The following is a 16,621-nucleotide window of genomic DNA, read 5'->3' as shown; positions in this document are numbered from 1 at the left end:
CGGCGGGCCTCAGCCGCGCAGTTCCGAGAGCACCGCGTCCGTGAACACCGGCCACGCCTCGATCGCCCAGGGACCGAAGGCACGGTCGGTCAGCGCGACGCCCGCCGCCCGCGCCTCCGGGTCGATCCACAGGAACGTACCGGACTGCCCGAAGTGCCCGAAGGTACGCGGGGAGGACGAACCGCCCGTCCAGTGCGGCGACTTGGCGCCGCGGATCTCGAAACCCAGCCCCCAGTCGTTCGGGTTCTGGTGCCCGTACCCCGGCAGCACGCCCTTGGTGCCCGGGTACTGCACGGTCATCGCCTCGGCGACCGTCCGCGGATCCAGCAGCCGGGGCGCCTGCACCTCGGCCGCGAACCGCAGCAGGTCCGTCACCGACGACACCCCGTCCTTCGCGGGCGAGCCCTCCAGTGACGTGTCCGTCATGCCCAGCGGCTCCAGCACCGCCTGCCGCAGATACTCGGCGAACGGGATGTCGGTCGCCTTGGCGATGTGGTCGCCTAGCTGCTCGAAGCCGGCGTTGGAGTACAGCCGCCGCTCACCGGGCGGTGCGGTCACCCGGTGCTCGTCGAAGGCCAGCCCGGAGGTGTGGGCGAGCAGATGACGGACCGTCGAGCCGGGCGGCCCCGCCGGTTCGTCGAGTTCGATCGCCCCCTCCTCGTACGCGACGAGCACCGCGTACGCCGCGAGCGGCTTGGTGACCGAGGCCAGCGGGAAGCGCAGCCGGGCCGGTCCATGGGTGCCCAGCACCGTACCGTCGGCCCGTACGACACCCGCCGCGGCGGTCGCCACGGGCCACTTCGCGACCAACGCAAGACTCTCCAACGCCATACGGCCGAGCTTAGGTCCTCAGAGTTTCAGCTCCAGCAAAGGGTCCGGCTTGGGCCGGAAGCCGAGGGAGTCGTACAGGGGGCGGGCCTCGGCGGAGGCGGTGAGCTGGACCTGGGCGGCGCCGCGGGAGCGGAACCACTCCAGCAGTTCGCCCATGCACGCGCGCGCGTATCCGCGGCGGCGTGCGCCGGGGTCGGTGGCGACGCTGAACACGAAGCCGACCGTGCCCTGCGGGTTGCGGGTCCGGCCGATGCGGTATTCGATCGTGCCGGCCACCAGCGCGGCCAGCGCCCCGGGCCGCTCGGGGTGGTCCACGACGAACGCGGCGAAGTCGCCGTCGGGCTCGGCGAGCCGGCTGCGCAGGGTCGGCAGGGACTCCCCGTGCCAGTCCGTGGACGGGTCGGACCCGAACATCGAGTCGATCATGACCTGGCGCAGCCGCAGAACTTCCTGCGCGTCGTCGGGTGTTGCACGGCGTACAAAACTCATACCCGAACGCTAGACACTCCGCCAAAGCCCCCGCCACGCACCACCACCCCACCCGACCAACGCCGGCCCCCCAAAGCCACGGCCGCAGGGAACAGCACGAAACCCCACAACGTTGCGGCACTGGACCGACGGCGGATGTGCTCGACAGGGGCGCGGGGAACTGCGCGAAACCCCACGACGCGCCCGCACTCGAAGGACGGCAGATGCACCCCACCAGGGGCGCGGGGAACTGCGCAAAAACTCACAACGCAACCGCAACCGCAACCGCAACCGCAACCGCAACCGCACCCGAACAACGGCAGACGCACCCCGCCAGGGGATCACAACGGCCCACAACCCTCCCGCACCAGAAAGAAGATCACGAGAGAGACGTCACACCCGCCCAAGCCCGACGCAGCCGCTTGCCTGGAGCGCACTCAAAGGTCATAGCGTGGACCCCATGACGGTGATGCAGACCACGCCCGCGGCCACCGAGCAAGCCCAGACCCCCGCCGACATCTGCTCCGCCCCACCCCGGCGGCACCCACGCCCGGACGGCCAGGACCACTACACGATCAGCGAGGTCGTCGCCTTCACCGGCCTGAGCGCCCACACCCTGCGCTGGTACGAACGCATCGGCCTGATGTCCCACATCGACCGCTCGCACACCGGCCAGCGCCGCTACACCAACCGCGACCTGGACTGGCTCGACCTGGTCACCAAGCTGCGGCTGACCGGCATGCCGGTGGCGGACATGGTCCGGTACGCGGAGCTGGTGCGCGAGGGCGATCACACCTTCCTGGAGCGGTACGAACTGCTGGAGTCCACCCGCAGGGACGTGCTGGCCCGGATCGCGGAACTCCAGGACACCCTCGCCGTACTGGACCGAAAGATCAGCTTCTACGCGGACGCCGGGCGCGAATTCGAGCGGGAACGGGCCGGCCGCTGACCGCGGCGGCTACAGCTCCGCCAGCAGTTCGGCCTTCTTCACGGCGAACTCCTCGTCCGTGACCAGCCCCGCCCCGTGCAGCTCCCCGAGGTGCCGGATCCGCTCGGCGATGTCGGCGGGGTCGCGCCGGCGCGGCGGTGTCGTCGGCACCGCCGCCGCGGACCCGCGCGCCCGCACCGCGGCGAGCACGGCCGCGGCGAAGGGCAGCGACTCGTGGACGGGCCCGTAGCCGAGGCCGAAGACGACCGTCGCCGGGTCCTGGTCGGGCTGGACGGTCCGGCCGTCGGCGGGGGAGCGGTGCAGGAGCCGCAGATGGCCCTCGAACACCTCGGGGGAACGCCATTCGACGCCGCCGAGGTCGGCGACCTGGAAGCGCTGGTCGCCGGCCTTCCATTTCGCGGTGGAGGCGCCCGTCCAGGACCAGCGGAAGTGCACCGAGGTCCCGTCGAAGGACGCCTTCCCGTCGTACGCCTTGAAGTGCCGGGGCGCCTCGGGCGCGGCCACCAGATGGCGCTCGGCCGGGCCGGACTCGGTGAGTTGCGCGCGCAGTTCGTCGGCGTAGTACTCGGCGAGAGTGGCCCGCTCGGCGGGCAGCACCAGCCGGTAGGGGTCGCTGTGCTCCTTGAGCTGCCCGGCCGCCGCCTCCATCAACGGATCGGCGCCGGGCCGGGGTTCCGCGCGCAGCACGACCGTGCCGCGCCGCCCGGGGGAGAGCGTCACCCCCTCCAGCGCGGCCAGCGGAACACGTCGTTCCGCAAGCGCCTGGAACAACTTGGGCGTCCGAATCCCCCGTTCGTAACGGATGAGCACGGAGTCGGACTCGAACTCCCAGGCGGCATGAAATCCGGCCAGCACGTCACCCATGCGGCTCATCGTATGCGGCACAAGCTCCTCCGTCCCTCCCCGAGCAGACCGCACTTCCTGCAAGTTCTACGCGCGTTCGACCGTAGAGCCGTCGGTCAGGCCCCTCCGGCACCCCTTGTCGTCGCGGGCGCATGTCACCGAGTGGTACGCGCCCACCCCGATGTCGGCCAGGTTGCGCAGGCTGTCCGTGCCCGGCTCGAAATAGCCGCTGTGCCCCTGGGCGTTCCGCGCCGACAGCACCCGCGCGCCGAACCCGCCGGAGACGGGGTCCGCGCCGTGCCCGAGCCCCCCGACCTCCAGATAGGGCACGTCCTGGATCCAGTCAGTGGCGTCCCGCATCGCCCACACCCGGGCGTCCGTGCCGAGGTGCGCGGCCTTCGCGACCCGCATGCCGGGGCTCGCGGCCACCGCCAGGTCGGTCACCCGGCGCGGCATGCCGTGCGCGGCCACTCCGCAGACCACGGAGCCGTAGCTGTGGCAGAACAGCGACAGGGGCGCGGCGCCGGGCAGCGCCCGCAGCAGCGCGTTCAGCCGGACGGCACCGTCCTCGGCGCGCATCGCGGTGGCCGCGTCGACGCCGAGGCCGCTGGGCGAGGTGTAGTCGGCCCAGGCGATTACGGCCGTACGGGTCGAGGGGCTCTGGGCGCGCTCCGCCGCGTACAGCGCCTTGGCCATGCCGACCGGCGCCGAGTACGGGCTGTACGTCTTCTGGAAGGTGAGCAGGTCGGTGTCGACGCCGGGCACCACGACCGAGATCCGCTGCGCCTTGCGGAGACTGCCGAACACCTCGGCGATCCGGCCCGGGCCCGCGGGGTCGAAGGCCAGGATGTGCCGGCCCTTGGTCAGCAGTGCCTCGAAGCGGTGCATACGACGGCCCGCCTGCTGCTGGCCGACGGGCGTGAGCCTGGTGTCGTGCATGCGTTTCTTCTCGGCCTTGCGCGCCTCGTCCAGGGCGATGCGGTTGGCGCGGTAGCGCAGTTCGACCGGGGCGCCGTTCATGTTGCCGACCGCGAGCGGGTACCGGTGCGCCAGCCCGATCTGCTCCCGCGCGCTGAGCGAGGCGAAGAACCGGGTGAGCGCGGCGGGGGCCGCGTGCGGGTCGGGCAGCCGGTGGCCGTGCACGCTGCCGTGCTCCCACGCCGTGAGCGAGGCTTGCAGGGCGCTCGCCTCCCGGTGGCTGCGCAGTGCGGTCCAGCCGGTGGTCGTGAGCATCACGAACACGACGGCCAGCGCGAGCAGCGCGCGCCAGACGTTGAGTTGCGGGGAGGTGTCGAAGGAAGTCACTGGGAGGACACACTAGGAGAACGAGACGGTCTCGCGTTAACCGAGTGACGGGTATCACGTTTCGGCGGACGCGGCGGGTTCAGTCCGGCCGCCAGCTCCCGATCAGCTCGGGTCCCACCAGGTCCAGATATGACCTGGTGAGGTCGCGTATCGCCGTGACGCTGATGTCGTCGCCGACCGACCAGGTGCGCCCGGTGACCCTTATCACCGCGCCGAACACGGCCACCAGGAGGCGTGGGCGCGGATCCGTCTCGACGTCCACCCCCTCGCGCTCGGCGAGCAGCCGCGCCAGCGCCTCCTCCGTCTCCACGGAGCGGCGCAGATGGGCGGCGAGCAGTACGGGCGTCGACTCGATCACCCGGAACATCCGCAGATACGTCTCGACCGGGACGACCGAGGCGATGGTCTCGTTCACGGTTTCCCAGCCCTCCAGCACGGCCTGGCGCAGCGCCTCCAGCGGGGGCTCGTACGGCGGGCGCTCGCGCACCGCACGGAGGAAGTGCGCCTCGGTGATCTCCTGGATGGCGAAGGCCGCTTCCTCCTTTCCGGGGAAGTACCGGAAGAATGTGCGCTGCGAGACCTCGACGGCGTCGGCGATCTCGTCGACGGTCGTCTGCTCGTACCCCTGGCTGGTGAACAGGTCGAGGGCGGCGTGCAGCAGGGCGTCCCGGGTGCGACGCTTCTTGCGTTCGCGTAGCGTCTCCACGGGCTCCTCCGCCTCTTGGGCCCTCTTGGGCGAACCGTTCTCCCAGTTCGGGCTATATGTGAGTGACATGACAGTTACCGACTTGTGAATTGGTTTGTCAATTGTCAGCCGCTGTCATTAGCCTCGAAGGTATGACTAGTCAGACCACCATCGACGCGGCGGGGTCGGGGGACAAGGCGGACCGGGTACCGTCGGACCCGTCGGTCCAGGCCCCCGCCGCCGGCCTGCGCGGCCATCCGTGGCTCACGCTCATCACCGTTGCCGTAGGGGTCATGATGGTGGCCCTCGACGGCACCATCGTGGCCATCGCCAACCCGGCGATCCAGAAGGACCTCGGCGCGACCTTCGCCCAGGTCCAGTGGATCACCAACGGCTACTTCCTCGCCCTCGCGGTCTCCCTGATCACCGCGGGCAAGCTCGGTGACCGCTTCGGTCACCGGCAGACCTTCCTGATCGGCGTCGTCGGCTTCGCCGCCGCCTCGGGCGTCATCGGCCTGTCCGACAGCATCGGTCTTGTCGTCACCTTCCGTGTCTTCCAGGGTCTGTTCGGCGCGCTGCTGATGCCGGCCGCGCTCGGCCTGCTGCGGGCGACCTTCCCGGCCGAGAAGCTCAACATGGCGATCGGTATCTGGGGCATGGTCATCGGTGCCTCCACCGCGGGCGGCCCGATCCTCGGCGGCGTGCTGGTCGAGCACGTCAACTGGCAGTCGGTGTTCTTCATCAATGTGCCGGTCGGTGTTCTCGCCCTCGTCCTCGGTGTGCTGATCCTCCGGGACCACCGTGCCGAGAACGCGCCGCGCTCCTTCGACATCCCCGGCATCGTCCTGCTGTCCGGCGCGATGTTCTGCCTCGTCTGGGCGCTCATCAAGGCGCCGGAGTGGGGCTGGGGCGACGGCTTGACGTGGGCGTTCATCGTCGGTTCTGTCCTGCTCTTCGGGCTCTTCTCCTTCTGGGAGACGAGGGTGAAGGAGCCGCTGATCCCGCTCGGCCTGTTCCGCTCCGTTCCGCTGTCGGCGGGTGTGGTGCTGATGGTCCTCATGGCCATCGCCTTCATGGGCGGCCTGTTCTTCGTCACGTTCTACCTCCAGAACGTGCACGGCATGAGCCCGATCGACGCCGGTCTGCATCTGCTTCCGCTCACCGGCATGATGATCGTCGGCTCCCCGCTCGCCGGCGCCATGATCACCAAGCTGGGCCCGCGGATCCCGCTCGCGGGCGGCATGGCCGCCACCGCGATCGCGATGTACGGCATGTCGACGCTGGACACCAACACCGGCAGCGCCGCGATGTCGATCTGGTTCGCCCTGCTGGGCCTCGGTCTCGCGCCCGTCATGGTCGGCGCCACCGAGGTCATCGTCGGCAACGCCCCGATGGAGCTGTCCGGTGTGGCCGGCGGTCTCCAGCAGGCCGCGATGCAGATCGGCGGCAGCCTCGGTACGGCGGTGCTGGGTGCCGTGATGGCGTCCAAGGTCGACAGCGCCCTGCCGGGCAACTGGACGGACGCGGGGCTGCCGAAGCTCTCCTCCGAACAGCTCGCCCAGGCGTCCGAGGCGGTGCAGGTGGGCGTGGCCCCGGTGCCCGAGGGCACGCCCGCGGCCATCGCCGGGAAGATCACCGCCGTCGCGCACGACACGTTCATCTCCGGCATGAGCCTGGCCTGTTTCGTGGCCGCGGGCGTGGCGGTCGTCGCCGTCCTGGTCGCGCTCCTGACCAAGCGCGGCGACAACGCGGAGGCGGGCGCGGGCGTAGGCCACATCTGAGCCCGCGCAGCCCACGGAAATCCCGGCGGAGTCAGCCCCTCAGACTGACTCCCCGGGAGCCCCCGGACAGGGGCACGAGGAACAGCGCAAGAAACCACGACACACCCGCCCCCAATCGACGGCGGATACCGCCCCGGATAGGGGCGCGGGGAACTGCGCAACACACCACAACGCACCCGCACCCAATCGACGGCGGACGCCCCCCGATAGGGGCGCGGGGAACGGCGCAAAATCCCACAACGTTCCCGCACCCGAAAGACGGCCGACGCCCCCCGCAGGGGCCCGCGCAAAATCCCACAACGTTCCCGCACCCGAAAGACGGCCGACGCCCCCCGCAGGGGCCCGCGCAAAATCCCACAACGCACCCGCACCCGAAAACCAACCCCCTGGCCAAACCGGCGGAGCCAAGTGGCCAAACCGGCGGAGCCAAGCGGCTAAGCCGGCGGAGCCTGCGCCGCCACCTCCAGCAACCGATACCGGTCGATGGCCTGCTTGAGCACCGAGCGGTCGACCTTCCCCTCCCGTCCCAACTCGGTCAGCACCGCCACCACGATCGACTGCGCGTCGATATGGAAGAAGCGCCGCGCCGCCTCCCGGGTGTCGGCGAAGCCGAACCCGTCCGCGCCCAGCGACTGGTACGTCCCCGGCACCCACCGCGCGATCTGGTCCGGCACCGACCGCATCCAGTCGGACACGGCCACGAACGGCCCCTCCGCACCGCTGAGTTTCCGGGTGACATACGGCGTGCGCTGCTCCTCCTCCGGATGGAGAAGGTTGTGCCGCTCGCACGCCACGGCCTCCCGCCGCAGTTCGTTCCAGGAGGTCGCCGACCAGACGTCCGCGCGGACGTTCCACTCCTCGCCGAGGATCCGCTGCGCCTCCAGCGCCCATGGCACCGCGACCCCGGACGCCATGATCTGCGCCGGGATCGAGCCCGCGGTGCCCTCGCCGATCCGGTGGATGCCCTTCAGGATGCCTTCGACGTCCACGTTCGCCGGTTCGGCCGGGTGCTGGATGGGCTCGTTGTAGACGGTGAGGTAGTAGAAGACGTCCTCGCCGTGCGGGTGCTCGGCGTCACCGCCGTACATGCGGCGCAGCCCGTCCTGCACGATGTGCGCGATCTCGTACGCGTAGGCCGGGTCGTAGGCCACGCACGCCGGGTTGGTGGAGGCGAGCAGCTGGGACTGGCCGTCCGCGTGCTGCAACCCCTCGCCGGTCAGGGTGGTACGCCCGGCGGTCGCGCCCAGTACGAAACCGCGCGCCAGCTGGTCGGCCATCTGCCAGAACTGGTCGCCGGTGCGCTGGAAACCGAACATCGAGTAGAAGACGTAGACGGGGATCAGCGGCTCGCCATGGGTCGCGTACGCCGAGCCGGCCGCGATCAGCGAGGCCGTGCAGCCCGCCTCCGAGATGCCGTCGTGCAGCATCTGGCCGGTCGGCGACTCCTTGTAGGCGAGGAGCAGATCCCGGTCGACCGACTCGTACTGCTGGCCGAGCGGGTTGTAGATCTTCGCGCTCGGGAAGAAGGAGTCCATGCCGAACGTGCGGTACTCGTCCGGTGCGATCAGCACGAACCGCCGGCCGATCTCCTTGTCCCGCATGAGGTCCTTCAGCAGCCGTACGAACGCCATGGTGGTGGCGACGGACTGCTGACCGGTGCCCTTCTTCACAGTCGCGTACGTCGCGTCGCCGGGCAGCGCGAGCGGCTTCGAGCGCACGACCCGGGTCGGCACATAGCCGCCGAGCCCCAAGCGCCGGTCGTGCATGTACTGCATCTCCTCCGTGTCCCGGCCGGGGTGGTAGTACGGCGGCGGGCCGGACTCCAGCTCCCGGTCGGAGATCGGCAGGTGCAGCCGGTCACGGAAGTGCTTGAGGTCGTCGACCGTCAGCTTCTTCATCTGGTGCGTGGCGTTGCGGCCCTCGAAGTTGGGGCCCAGCGTCCAGCCCTTGATCGTCTTGGCCAGGATCACCGTCGGCTGGCCCTTGTGCGCCTTGGCCGCGGAGAACGCCGCGAAGATCTTCCGGTGGTCGTGACCGCCGCGGCCCAGGTGCAGGATCTGGTCGTCGGTCATGTTCTCGACCATCGCGCGCAGCCGGTGGTCGTCGCCGAAGAAGTGCCGGCGGATGTATGCGCCGGACTCGGTGGCGTACGTCTGGAACTGGCCGTCCGGGGTGGTGTTCATCTTGTTGACCAGCACGCCGTCGCGGTCCTGGGCGAGCAGCGGGTCCCAGGTGTGGTCCCAGACCAGCTTGATCACGTTCCAGCCGGCGCCCCGGAAGACCGACTCCAGCTCCTGGATGATCTTGCCGTTGCCGCGCACCGGGCCGTCCAGCCGCTGGAGGTTGCAGTTGACGACGAAGGTGAGGTTGTCCAGGCCCTCACGTGCGGCGATGGTCAGCTGGCCGAGCGACTCCGGCTCGTCCATCTCGCCGTCGCCGAGGAACGCCCACACATGCGATCCGGAGGTGTCGGCGATGCCGCGCGCCTCCATGTAGCGGTTCATCCGGGCCTGGAAGATCGCGGCGAGCGGGCCGAGGCCCATGGAGACCGTCGGGAACTCCCAGAAGTCCGGCATGGAGCGGGGATGCGGATAGCTGGACAGCCCGTCGGGGTACTTCGACTGCTCCTGGCGGAAGCCGTCGAGCTGCGCTTCGGTGAGCCGGTCGAGCAGGTACGCGCGCGCGTAGATGCCGGGGGAGGCATGGCCCTGGAAGAAGACCTGGTCGCCGCCGCGGCCGTCGTCCTTGCCGCGGAAGAAGTGGTTGAAGCCCACGTCGTACAGCGAGGCGGAGGAGGCGAAGGTGGCGATGTGGCCGCCGACGCCGATGCCGGGGCGCTGCGCGCGGGAGACCATCACGGCCGCGTTCCAGCGGGTCGCGTTGAGGATCTTGCGTTCGATCTGCTCGTTGCCCGGGAAGAACGGCTCGTCCTTGGTCGCGATCGTGTTGACGTAGTCCGTGCTGCGCATCTCGGGCACGGCCACCCGCTTTTCGCGGGCCCGTTCGATCAGGCGGAGCATCAGGTAGCGCGCCCGCTCCCGGCCGCGCTCGTCGACGGCGGCGTCGAGGGAGTCGAGCCACTCCTGGGTTTCCTCGGGATCGAAGTCAGGAACCTGACTCGGAAGGCCGCCAATGATGATCGGGTTGCGATCGGATCCGGAAGCCACGCTGTTCCTTACCTGTCGAAGGGCTGCTGTGTCCGGCTGTACCTGTCAGAACGGTTGCTTTTCCGCTTGCCCCGGTTGTTCTCGGATGTCCCTACGCCTTGTCCCTACGCCTTGTCCCTGCGTCTTGTCCGCACACCTTGCCCCCGCACCGTGTCCCTGTGCCGTTCCCCATGGTGTACCGCGGCACGGCGTACGTCACCTCCACCGCGAGGTGGGAAGGCGCCCGTCCGGCCCCTCCCACCACGTATTTCCGGGCGGTCCAGCCGAAACGCAACGATACGCCTCAGGGTGTACCGTGCGTGGCAAAGTTGTTCGATGGCCGTATAGCCGGATGATTCCGAATGGGGCAAACCGGGCACAACGCTGTGGTGTGCGGTCGAGTGCCGCGCGATACGGTGCCAGGAGTTGCGAGGACACGGCCGGGATCGTCACCGTTTCGGCGGTCTGAACGGCCGGGTACTTGCGCGATCCGCCCCGCCCGTGTGGACTACGGCCAATGCTTCGCGCACGCGCGTGGCTGAGTCATTCACCGAAACATGATCAGGAGGCAACCCGTGAGCGCGACCGCGGACCACGCGGAGGAGCGGACGAGCCCTGCCGCAAGGCTGGGGTTCCAGCCCGAGCAGGTGGTCCAGGAGATCGGCTACGACGACGACGTCGACCAGGAGCTCCGCGAGTCCATCGAGGAAGTCATCGGCAGCGACCTGGTGGACGAGGAGTACGACGACGTGGCCGACGCCGTGGTGCTGTGGTTCCGCGACGACGACGGCGACCTGACGGATGTGCTGGTGGACGCCACCACATACATCGAGGAAGGTGGCGCGATCCTGCTTTTCACGCCCAAGACCGGCCGTTCGGGATACGTGGAGCCGAGTGACATCTCCGAAGCCGCGACGACGGCGGGACTGTCGGCGTCCAAGAGCGTCAGCGTGGGCAAGGACTGGAGCGGCTCGCGTCTGGTGACGCCGAAGGCCGCGAAGTCCAGGAAGTAGGCCGCCTCATCCCGTACGCGGACGGGCCGGGCCCGCCCCGGTCCGTCCGCCGCACCCCGGTGATCGCTGCGTAGGGTGGATCCACCCGAACGGCCCCACCGAAGGGACACAGGACGATGGCGATCCAGGTCGGCGACAAGGCGCCCGGCTTCGAACTCAAGGACAACCACGGCCGCACCGTGCGGCTCTCGGACTTCCGCGGCGAGAAGAACGTGGTGCTCCTCTTCTACCCCTTCGCCTTCACCGGAGTGTGCACCGGCGAGCTGTGCGAACTGCGCGACAACCTGCCCACGTTCGTCAACGACGACACGCAGCTGCTCGCCGTCTCCAACGACTCCATCCACACCCTGCGCGTCTTCGCCGAGCAGGAGAGCCTGGAGTACCCGCTGCTCAGCGACTTCTGGCCGCACGGCGAGACCTCGCGCGCGTACGGCGTCTTCGCCGAGGACAAGGGCTGCGCCCTGCGCGGCACCTTCATCATCGACAAGGAGGGGGTCGTGCGCTGGACCGTCGTCAACGCCCTGCCGGACGCGCGTGACCTGGACGAGTACGTGCGCGCGCTCGGCGCCCTGTGACGCGGCGCCCCGCCACCGACACCGTCGAATCTTGGGTACCAGGGCCTGCGGGGGGCGGGAACCCGTCACTAGGATCGACTCGTTGATCCGGTATCCGACGTACTACGGGGCTCCCCGCCCCCGGACACACATGGAGGACTCGTGGGAGTCAGCCTCAGCAAGGGCGGCAACGTATCACTGACCAAGGAGGCCCCGGGCCTGACCGCTGTCCTCGTCGGTCTGGGCTGGGACGTCCGCACCACCACCGGCACCGACTTCGACCTCGACGCCAGCGCGCTGCTGCTGAACGGGTCGGGCAAGGTCGGCAGCGACCAGAACTTCGTCTTCTTCAACAACCTCAAGAGCCCGGACGGCTCGGTGGAGCACACCGGTGACAACATCACCGGTGAGGGCGAGGGCGACGACGAGGTCATCAAGGTCGACCTCGCGTCGGTCCCGGCCGACGTGGACAAGATCGTCTTCCCGGTGTCGATCTACGACGCCGAGAACCGCCAGCAGTCCTTCGGCCAGGTGCGCAACGCGTTCATCCGCGTCGTCAACCAGGCCAACCAGCAGGAGATCGCCCGTTACGACCTCAGCGAGGACGCCTCCACCGAGACCGCCATGGTCTTCGGCGAGCTGTACCGGCACGGCGCGGAGTGGAAGTTCCGCGCCATCGGCCAGGGCTACGCCTCGGGCCTGCGCGGCATCGCGCAGGACTTCGGCGTCAACGTCTGAGATGTGACCCGTCCCGTCCGGCGCCGCCGCCCCGCCCGGGGCCGGCGCCGGACGCGCAGGACAACCGAACGGCTCCACCCAGGGGAGGACCAGCAACATGGGCGTCACGCTCGCCAAGGGAGGCAATGTCTCCCTCTCCAAGGCCGCACCGAACCTCACCAACGTCATGATCGGACTCGGCTGGGACGCGCGGTCCACCACCGGTGCCGACTTCGACCTGGACGCCAGCGCGCTGCTGTGCCAGGGCGGCCGGGTCCTCGGCGACGAGTGGTTCGTCTTCTACAACCAGCTGAAGAGCCCGGACGGCTCGGTGGAGCACACCGGTGACAACCTCACCGGTGAGGGCGAGGGCGACGACGAGAGCATCCTGGTCGACCTGCCGAAGGTCCCGGTCCACTGCGACAAGATCGTCTTCCCCGTCTCGATCCATATGGCGGACGAGCGCGGCCAGACCTTCGGCCAGGTCTCCAACGCCTTCATCCGCGTCGTCAACCAGGCCGACGGCCAGGAACTCGCACGGTACGACCTCAGCGAGGACGCCTCCACCGAGACCGCCATGATCTTCGGCGAGCTGTACCGCTACCAGGGGGAGTGGAAGTTCCGTGCAGTGGGGCAGGGGTACGCGTCGGGGCTTCGGGGCATCGCTCTAGACTTCGGAGTCAACGTTTCGTAAAGCCGAGTACGGCGCGGGGGAGACCCCTCCCCCAGACTGCGTCTGGGTGGGGGCCCCCAACACACGATGGGGTAGCCAGTGCTTCTCAAAACCTTCGGCTGGTCGTTCGCGGTCACCGCGCTCGGCCTGGTCGCTGCGGTCTTCTACGGGGGGTGGACCGCATTCGGTATCGTGGCGATCCTGTCCATCCTCGAAATCTCGCTGTCGTTCGACAATGCCGTGGTCAACGCCGGCATCCTGAAGAAGATGAACGCCTTCTGGCAGCGGATCTTCCTCACGGTCGGCGTGCTCATCGCGGTGTTCGGCATGCGGCTGGTCTTCCCGGTCGTGATTGTCGCGATCAGCGCCAAGATGGGCCCCATCGAGGCCGTCGACCTCGCGCTCAACAACAAGGACCGCTACCAGGAACTGGTCACCGACGCCCACCCGGCGATCGCCGCCTTCGGTGGCATGTTCCTGCTGATGATCTTCCTGGACTTCCTCTTCGAGGAGCGGGACATCCAGTGGCTGCGCTGGATCGAACGGCCGCTGGCCAAACTCGGCAAGGTCGACATGCTGTCGGTCTGCATCGCGCTGGTCGTCCTGCTCATCACCGCCTTCACCTTCGCCACCCACGCCCACCAGCACGGCGGCGCCCATGTCGACAAGGCCCAGACCGTCCTGATCTCCGGCATCGCCGGCCTGATCACCTACATGATCGTCGGCGGCCTGTCCGGCTTCTTCGAGGACCGCCTCGAAGAAGAGGAGGAACGCGAACACGAGGAAGAGGAGGAGGCCGCGCGCACCGGCAAGAAGCGCTCGGCCGTCGCCCTGGCCGGCAAGGCCGCGTTCTTCATGTTCCTCTACCTGGAGGTCCTGGACGCGTCCTTCTCCTTCGACGGTGTGATCGGCGCGTTCGCCATCACCAACGACATCGTGCTGATGGCCCTCGGCCTGGGCATCGGCGCCATGTACGTCCGGTCGCTGACCGTCTACCTGGTCCGCCAGGGCACCCTCGACGACTACGTCTACCTGGAGCACGGCGCCCACTACGCGATCGGCGCGCTGGCCGTGATCCTCATGGTCACCATTCAGTACCAGATCCACGAGGTCATCACCGGTCTGGTCGGCGTCCTCCTGATCGCCGCCTCCTTCTGGTCCTCCGTGCGCCGCAACCGCGCCCTCGCCGCGGCCGAGGGCGGCACCGGCTCGGACGAGAAGACCGAGGTGTCGTCCGGGGTGTGACACCCCGGACGGTGAGGAACGCTCTGAGCGAGGGGCGGCCGACGCGCTCGGCCGCCCCGGCACGGGTCGGGCATGAGTACTGGGGGCGGGAATGGGCTTCTTCGACGGGCTGCTGGGCGGGCGCGCGGCCGACTTCGACTCGGGCAGCGCCGCCACCAACTCCATCCAGCTCAGCAAGCGGCATCCGCAGGTGTCCCTGTCCAAGCAGGACGCGGCCACCGGGCATCTACGGGTCAACCTGGCCTGGCGGATGCGGACGTCCGACATCATGGGCGGCGTCGAACGCACCAGCCTGTTCCGGCACCCCTTCAAGGCACTGAAACCACCGGAGATCCTGGGCCATGGGCAGAGCATGGTCAACGTCGACCTCGACCTGGGCTGCCTGTACGAGCTGACCGACGGCACCAAGGGGGTCGTACAGCCGCTCGGCGGCTATCTCGGCGACATCAACGCACCGCCGTACGTCAAGCTGAGCGGCGACGACCGGTTCGGTTCGGCGTCCGGCGAGACGATGTACATCAATCTGGACCAGCGCGAGAACATCAAACGGCTGCTGGTGTTCGTGTACATCTACGACCAGACGCCGGCGTTCGACCGCACGCAGGCGATCGTCACGCTCTATCCGAGCAACGGTCCGCGGATCGAGATAGGCCTGGACGAGCGGCACCCGCAGGCCCGCTCCTGTGCCGTGGTGATGATCGAGAACATCAAGGGCGAACTGGTCGTCCGCCGCGAGGTCCAGTTCGTCTACGGCTTCCAGGGAGAACTGGACCGCCTCTACGGCTGGGGCCTCCAATGGGGCAGAGGCTACAAATCCCAACCAGGCCACTGACGAGCCCCGACAGAGGCACGGCGCCGTACCGATATGCGGCTCCGCCGCGATGGGCGTCCCCCCCTGTTCGAGCGGCGCTGCCCCGAGCCTGTCCCGCCGGGCCGGGGCAGCACCCTCAGGGGCGCGGGGCTGTATCGATATGCGGCTCCGCCGCGCGGGCGCGATCAGCTACAACGGCGCAGCAGCCGCCCAGCGACCAGCCGAGGCACCCCCTGAGGCGCTGCCCCGAGCCTGTCCCGCCGGGCCGGGGCAGCACCCTCAGGGGCGCGGGGCTGTGTCGATATGCGGCTCCGCCGCGCGGGCGCGCCAAGCCCCAACGACGCCGCAGCCGCGAACGGCCAACCGAGGCACCCCCTTGAGGCGCTGCCCCGAGCCTGTCCCGCCGCGAGCCCCAGGCCCCCAGGGGCGCGGGGAACTGCGCGCCAAGCCACGACGGCGCAGCACCCGCCCAGCGACCAACCGAGGCACCCCCGTAGGCGCACCCCGCCACAGCGCTAGCGTATGAACTGCGGCCCCTGAGGCGGCAACTGCACATCCGGCGGAGCCACCTGCACATCCGGCGGAGCCACCCGCACATCCGGCGGAGCCACCCGCACATCCGGCGGAGCCACCCGCACGTCCGGCGGAGCCACCCGCGCATCGGGACTCACCGGCGCGGTCACAGCCACCGCCGGCGGATAGCCGTACGCCGGCTGGGACGACCCCGGCTGCGGATACCCGTACCCGGGCTGCCCCGACCCCGCCTGCGGATACCCGTACGCGGGCTGCACCGGGACGGTCGCAGGCATGGCAGAAGGCTGCTCAGGCGGCAGCGGCCGCGAAACCTCCGGAGGAGCCGCCGCTTCCTCCTCCGCCGCCTCCGACTCGTCCACCGAGATACCGAAGTCCGTGGCCAGCCCCTTGAGCCCGTTGGAGTAACCCTCGCCCAGGGCGCGGAACTTCCACCCCTCGCCACGGCGGTACAGCTCGCCGCAGATCAGCGCCGTCTCCGCCCCGGTCTCCGGCTTCACATCGAAGTGCGCCAGCGCCGCACCGTCGGCGGCCGTCGCGTCGTACAACAGGATGCGCAAGGACCGTACGCGGTCGAAGGTGACGCCGTCCGCCGAGGCGACCAGCAGAATTCGGCCCACCCCCGGGTCGACTCCCGAGAGGTCTGTCTGGATCGTGTCGGTGAGGCCCTCGGCGACCCGTTTCTTGCCGAGCCGCCACACCGTCCCGGACGGATGCCGGGGCTGGTTGTAGAAGACGAAGTCCTCATCGGAACGCACACGACCGCCAGGGCCGAGGAGCAGCGCCGAGGCGTCGATGTCGGGGACCCCCTGCCCGGGTGACCAGCGCAGCACGGCCCGCACGGTGGTGGCCTCCAGCGGGACGTTCGACCCTTTCAGCATCGCGTGCGTCATGCGGTCATCCTGCCCTCTCGGCCCTGGTCACGACAACGCGGGGGGTGACCGTGGTCGACACGGTCGAGTTACCTGAAATTCATGCCCGGCGGGAACCTAGGGCATGGATCCCTACGTACTATTACCGGCCACCCCAACACGGAATCCACAGGCCCACCTTGCACCACGGGGGAGTT

At 69.3% G+C, this 16,621-nt stretch carries 15 protein-coding genes; 8 read left to right on the top strand and 7 right to left on the bottom strand.

Features of this window, described 5'->3' with window-relative positions; all coding sequences use genetic code 11:
* Positions 1-9 precede the first annotated feature (9 nt).
* Both ABT245_RS05530 and ABT245_RS05525 read right to left on the bottom strand, forming a co-directional pair.
* A complete protein-coding gene (locus ABT245_RS05530; RefSeq protein WP_351728901.1) occupies positions 10-831 on the bottom strand; it encodes a serine hydrolase domain-containing protein in 822 nt (273 codons plus the stop codon).
* Positions 832-849: 18 nt separating this feature from the next.
* On the bottom strand, positions 850-1,320 hold the full coding sequence (locus ABT245_RS05525; RefSeq protein ID WP_351728898.1) for a GNAT family N-acetyltransferase: 471 nt from the start codon (positions 1,318-1,320) through the stop codon (positions 850-852).
* Between the two features lie 439 nt (positions 1,321-1,759).
* Between ABT245_RS05525 and ABT245_RS05520 the strand changes: the two genes are divergently transcribed.
* Positions 1,760-2,248 carry a MerR family transcriptional regulator gene (locus tag ABT245_RS05520; RefSeq protein ID WP_351728895.1) on the top strand — a complete coding sequence of 163 codons (489 nt, stop codon included), beginning with the start codon at positions 1,760-1,762 and terminating at the stop codon, positions 2,246-2,248.
* Between the two features lie 9 nt (positions 2,249-2,257).
* Here the strand turns inward: ABT245_RS05520 and ABT245_RS05515 are convergent, their stop codons facing one another.
* From ABT245_RS05515 to ABT245_RS05505, 3 genes are all read right to left on the bottom strand, one after another.
* Positions 2,258-3,112: a DUF4429 domain-containing protein gene (locus tag ABT245_RS05515; RefSeq protein WP_351728892.1), complete on the bottom strand. Its 855-nt coding sequence runs from the start codon at positions 3,110-3,112 to the stop codon at positions 2,258-2,260.
* A 66-nt stretch (positions 3,113-3,178) separates the two neighbouring features.
* A complete protein-coding gene (locus ABT245_RS05510) occupies positions 3,179-4,396 on the bottom strand; it encodes an alpha/beta hydrolase (RefSeq protein WP_351728890.1) in 1,218 nt (405 codons plus the stop codon).
* A 79-nt stretch (positions 4,397-4,475) separates the two neighbouring features.
* Positions 4,476-5,102, bottom strand: coding sequence for a TetR family transcriptional regulator (locus ABT245_RS05505; protein ID WP_351729011.1), 627 nt, complete (start codon positions 5,100-5,102; stop codon positions 4,476-4,478).
* 131 nt (positions 5,103-5,233) lie between these two features.
* On the opposite strand from ABT245_RS05505, the gene ABT245_RS05500 reads away from it, so the two are divergent.
* Positions 5,234-6,862 (top strand): MFS transporter, encoded by a 1,629-nt coding sequence (locus ABT245_RS05500; protein WP_351728887.1) that lies wholly within the window; start codon positions 5,234-5,236, stop codon positions 6,860-6,862.
* A 434-nt stretch (positions 6,863-7,296) separates the two neighbouring features.
* Here ABT245_RS05500 and aceE read toward each other — a convergent pair whose 3' ends face one another.
* On the bottom strand, positions 7,297-10,029 hold the full coding sequence (aceE, locus tag ABT245_RS05495; protein WP_351728884.1) for a pyruvate dehydrogenase (acetyl-transferring), homodimeric type: 2,733 nt from the start codon (positions 10,027-10,029) through the stop codon (positions 7,297-7,299).
* 554 nt (positions 10,030-10,583) lie between these two features.
* Here aceE and ABT245_RS05490 point away from each other — a divergent pair.
* The 6 genes from ABT245_RS05490 to ABT245_RS05465 all read left to right on the top strand — a co-directional run bounded on the left by ABT245_RS05490 (position 10,584) and on the right by ABT245_RS05465 (position 15,042).
* Complete coding sequence (locus tag ABT245_RS05490) at positions 10,584-11,021, top strand: DUF3052 domain-containing protein (protein WP_351728882.1); 438 nt, start codon at positions 10,584-10,586, stop codon at positions 11,019-11,021.
* Between the two features lie 116 nt (positions 11,022-11,137).
* On the top strand, positions 11,138-11,596 hold the full coding sequence (locus tag ABT245_RS05485; protein WP_351728879.1) for a peroxiredoxin: 459 nt from the start codon (positions 11,138-11,140) through the stop codon (positions 11,594-11,596).
* Between the two features lie 141 nt (positions 11,597-11,737).
* On the top strand, positions 11,738-12,313 hold the full coding sequence (locus ABT245_RS05480) for a TerD family protein (protein ID WP_351728876.1): 576 nt from the start codon (positions 11,738-11,740) through the stop codon (positions 12,311-12,313).
* A 97-nt stretch (positions 12,314-12,410) separates the two neighbouring features.
* The gene (locus ABT245_RS05475) at positions 12,411-12,986 is read left to right on the top strand and encodes a TerD family protein (protein WP_351728873.1); all 576 of its coding nucleotides are present in this window, start codon (positions 12,411-12,413) and stop codon (positions 12,984-12,986) included.
* A gap of 78 nt (positions 12,987-13,064) precedes the next feature.
* Positions 13,065-14,210 carry a DUF475 domain-containing protein gene (locus tag ABT245_RS05470; RefSeq protein WP_351728870.1) on the top strand — a complete coding sequence of 382 codons (1,146 nt, stop codon included), beginning with the start codon at positions 13,065-13,067 and terminating at the stop codon, positions 14,208-14,210.
* A 91-nt stretch (positions 14,211-14,301) separates the two neighbouring features.
* Entirely contained in the window at positions 14,302-15,042 is a 741-nt protein-coding gene (locus tag ABT245_RS05465; RefSeq protein WP_351728867.1) for a TerD family protein, read from the top strand.
* Positions 15,043-15,536: 494 nt separating this feature from the next.
* Here ABT245_RS05465 and ABT245_RS05460 read toward each other — a convergent pair whose 3' ends face one another.
* A complete protein-coding gene (locus ABT245_RS05460) occupies positions 15,537-16,445 on the bottom strand; it encodes a TerD family protein (protein ID WP_351728864.1) in 909 nt (302 codons plus the stop codon).
* Positions 16,446-16,621 lie beyond the last annotated feature (176 nt).

This window comes from Streptomyces sp. NPDC001508, from assembly GCF_040298665.1.
GTDB lineage: Bacteria > Actinomycetota > Actinomycetes > Streptomycetales > Streptomycetaceae > Streptomyces.
The sequence above is the reverse complement of the archived record's forward strand: the minus strand, read 5'-3'. Positions and strand labels throughout refer to the sequence as shown.

Coding starts and splice junctions, on each gene's coding strand:
- ABT245_RS05530 (WP_351728901.1), bottom strand. CDS start 831: ATGGCGTTGGAGAGTCTTGCGTTGGTCGCGAAGTGGCCCGTGGCGACC.
- ABT245_RS05465 (WP_351728867.1), top strand. CDS start 14,302: ATGGGCTTCTTCGACGGGCTGCTGGGCGGGCGCGCGGCCGACTTCGAC.
- ABT245_RS05520 (WP_351728895.1), top strand. CDS start 1,760: ATGACGGTGATGCAGACCACGCCCGCGGCCACCGAGCAAGCCCAGACC.
- ABT245_RS05475 (WP_351728873.1), top strand. CDS start 12,411: ATGGGCGTCACGCTCGCCAAGGGAGGCAATGTCTCCCTCTCCAAGGCC.
- ABT245_RS05485 (WP_351728879.1), top strand. CDS start 11,138: ATGGCGATCCAGGTCGGCGACAAGGCGCCCGGCTTCGAACTCAAGGAC.
- ABT245_RS05515 (WP_351728892.1), bottom strand. CDS start 3,112: ATGGGTGACGTGCTGGCCGGATTTCATGCCGCCTGGGAGTTCGAGTCC.
- ABT245_RS05525 (WP_351728898.1), bottom strand. CDS start 1,320: ATGAGTTTTGTACGCCGTGCAACACCCGACGACGCGCAGGAAGTTCTG.
- ABT245_RS05460 (WP_351728864.1), bottom strand. CDS start 16,445: ATGACGCACGCGATGCTGAAAGGGTCGAACGTCCCGCTGGAGGCCACC.
- ABT245_RS05500 (WP_351728887.1), top strand. CDS start 5,234: ATGACTAGTCAGACCACCATCGACGCGGCGGGGTCGGGGGACAAGGCG.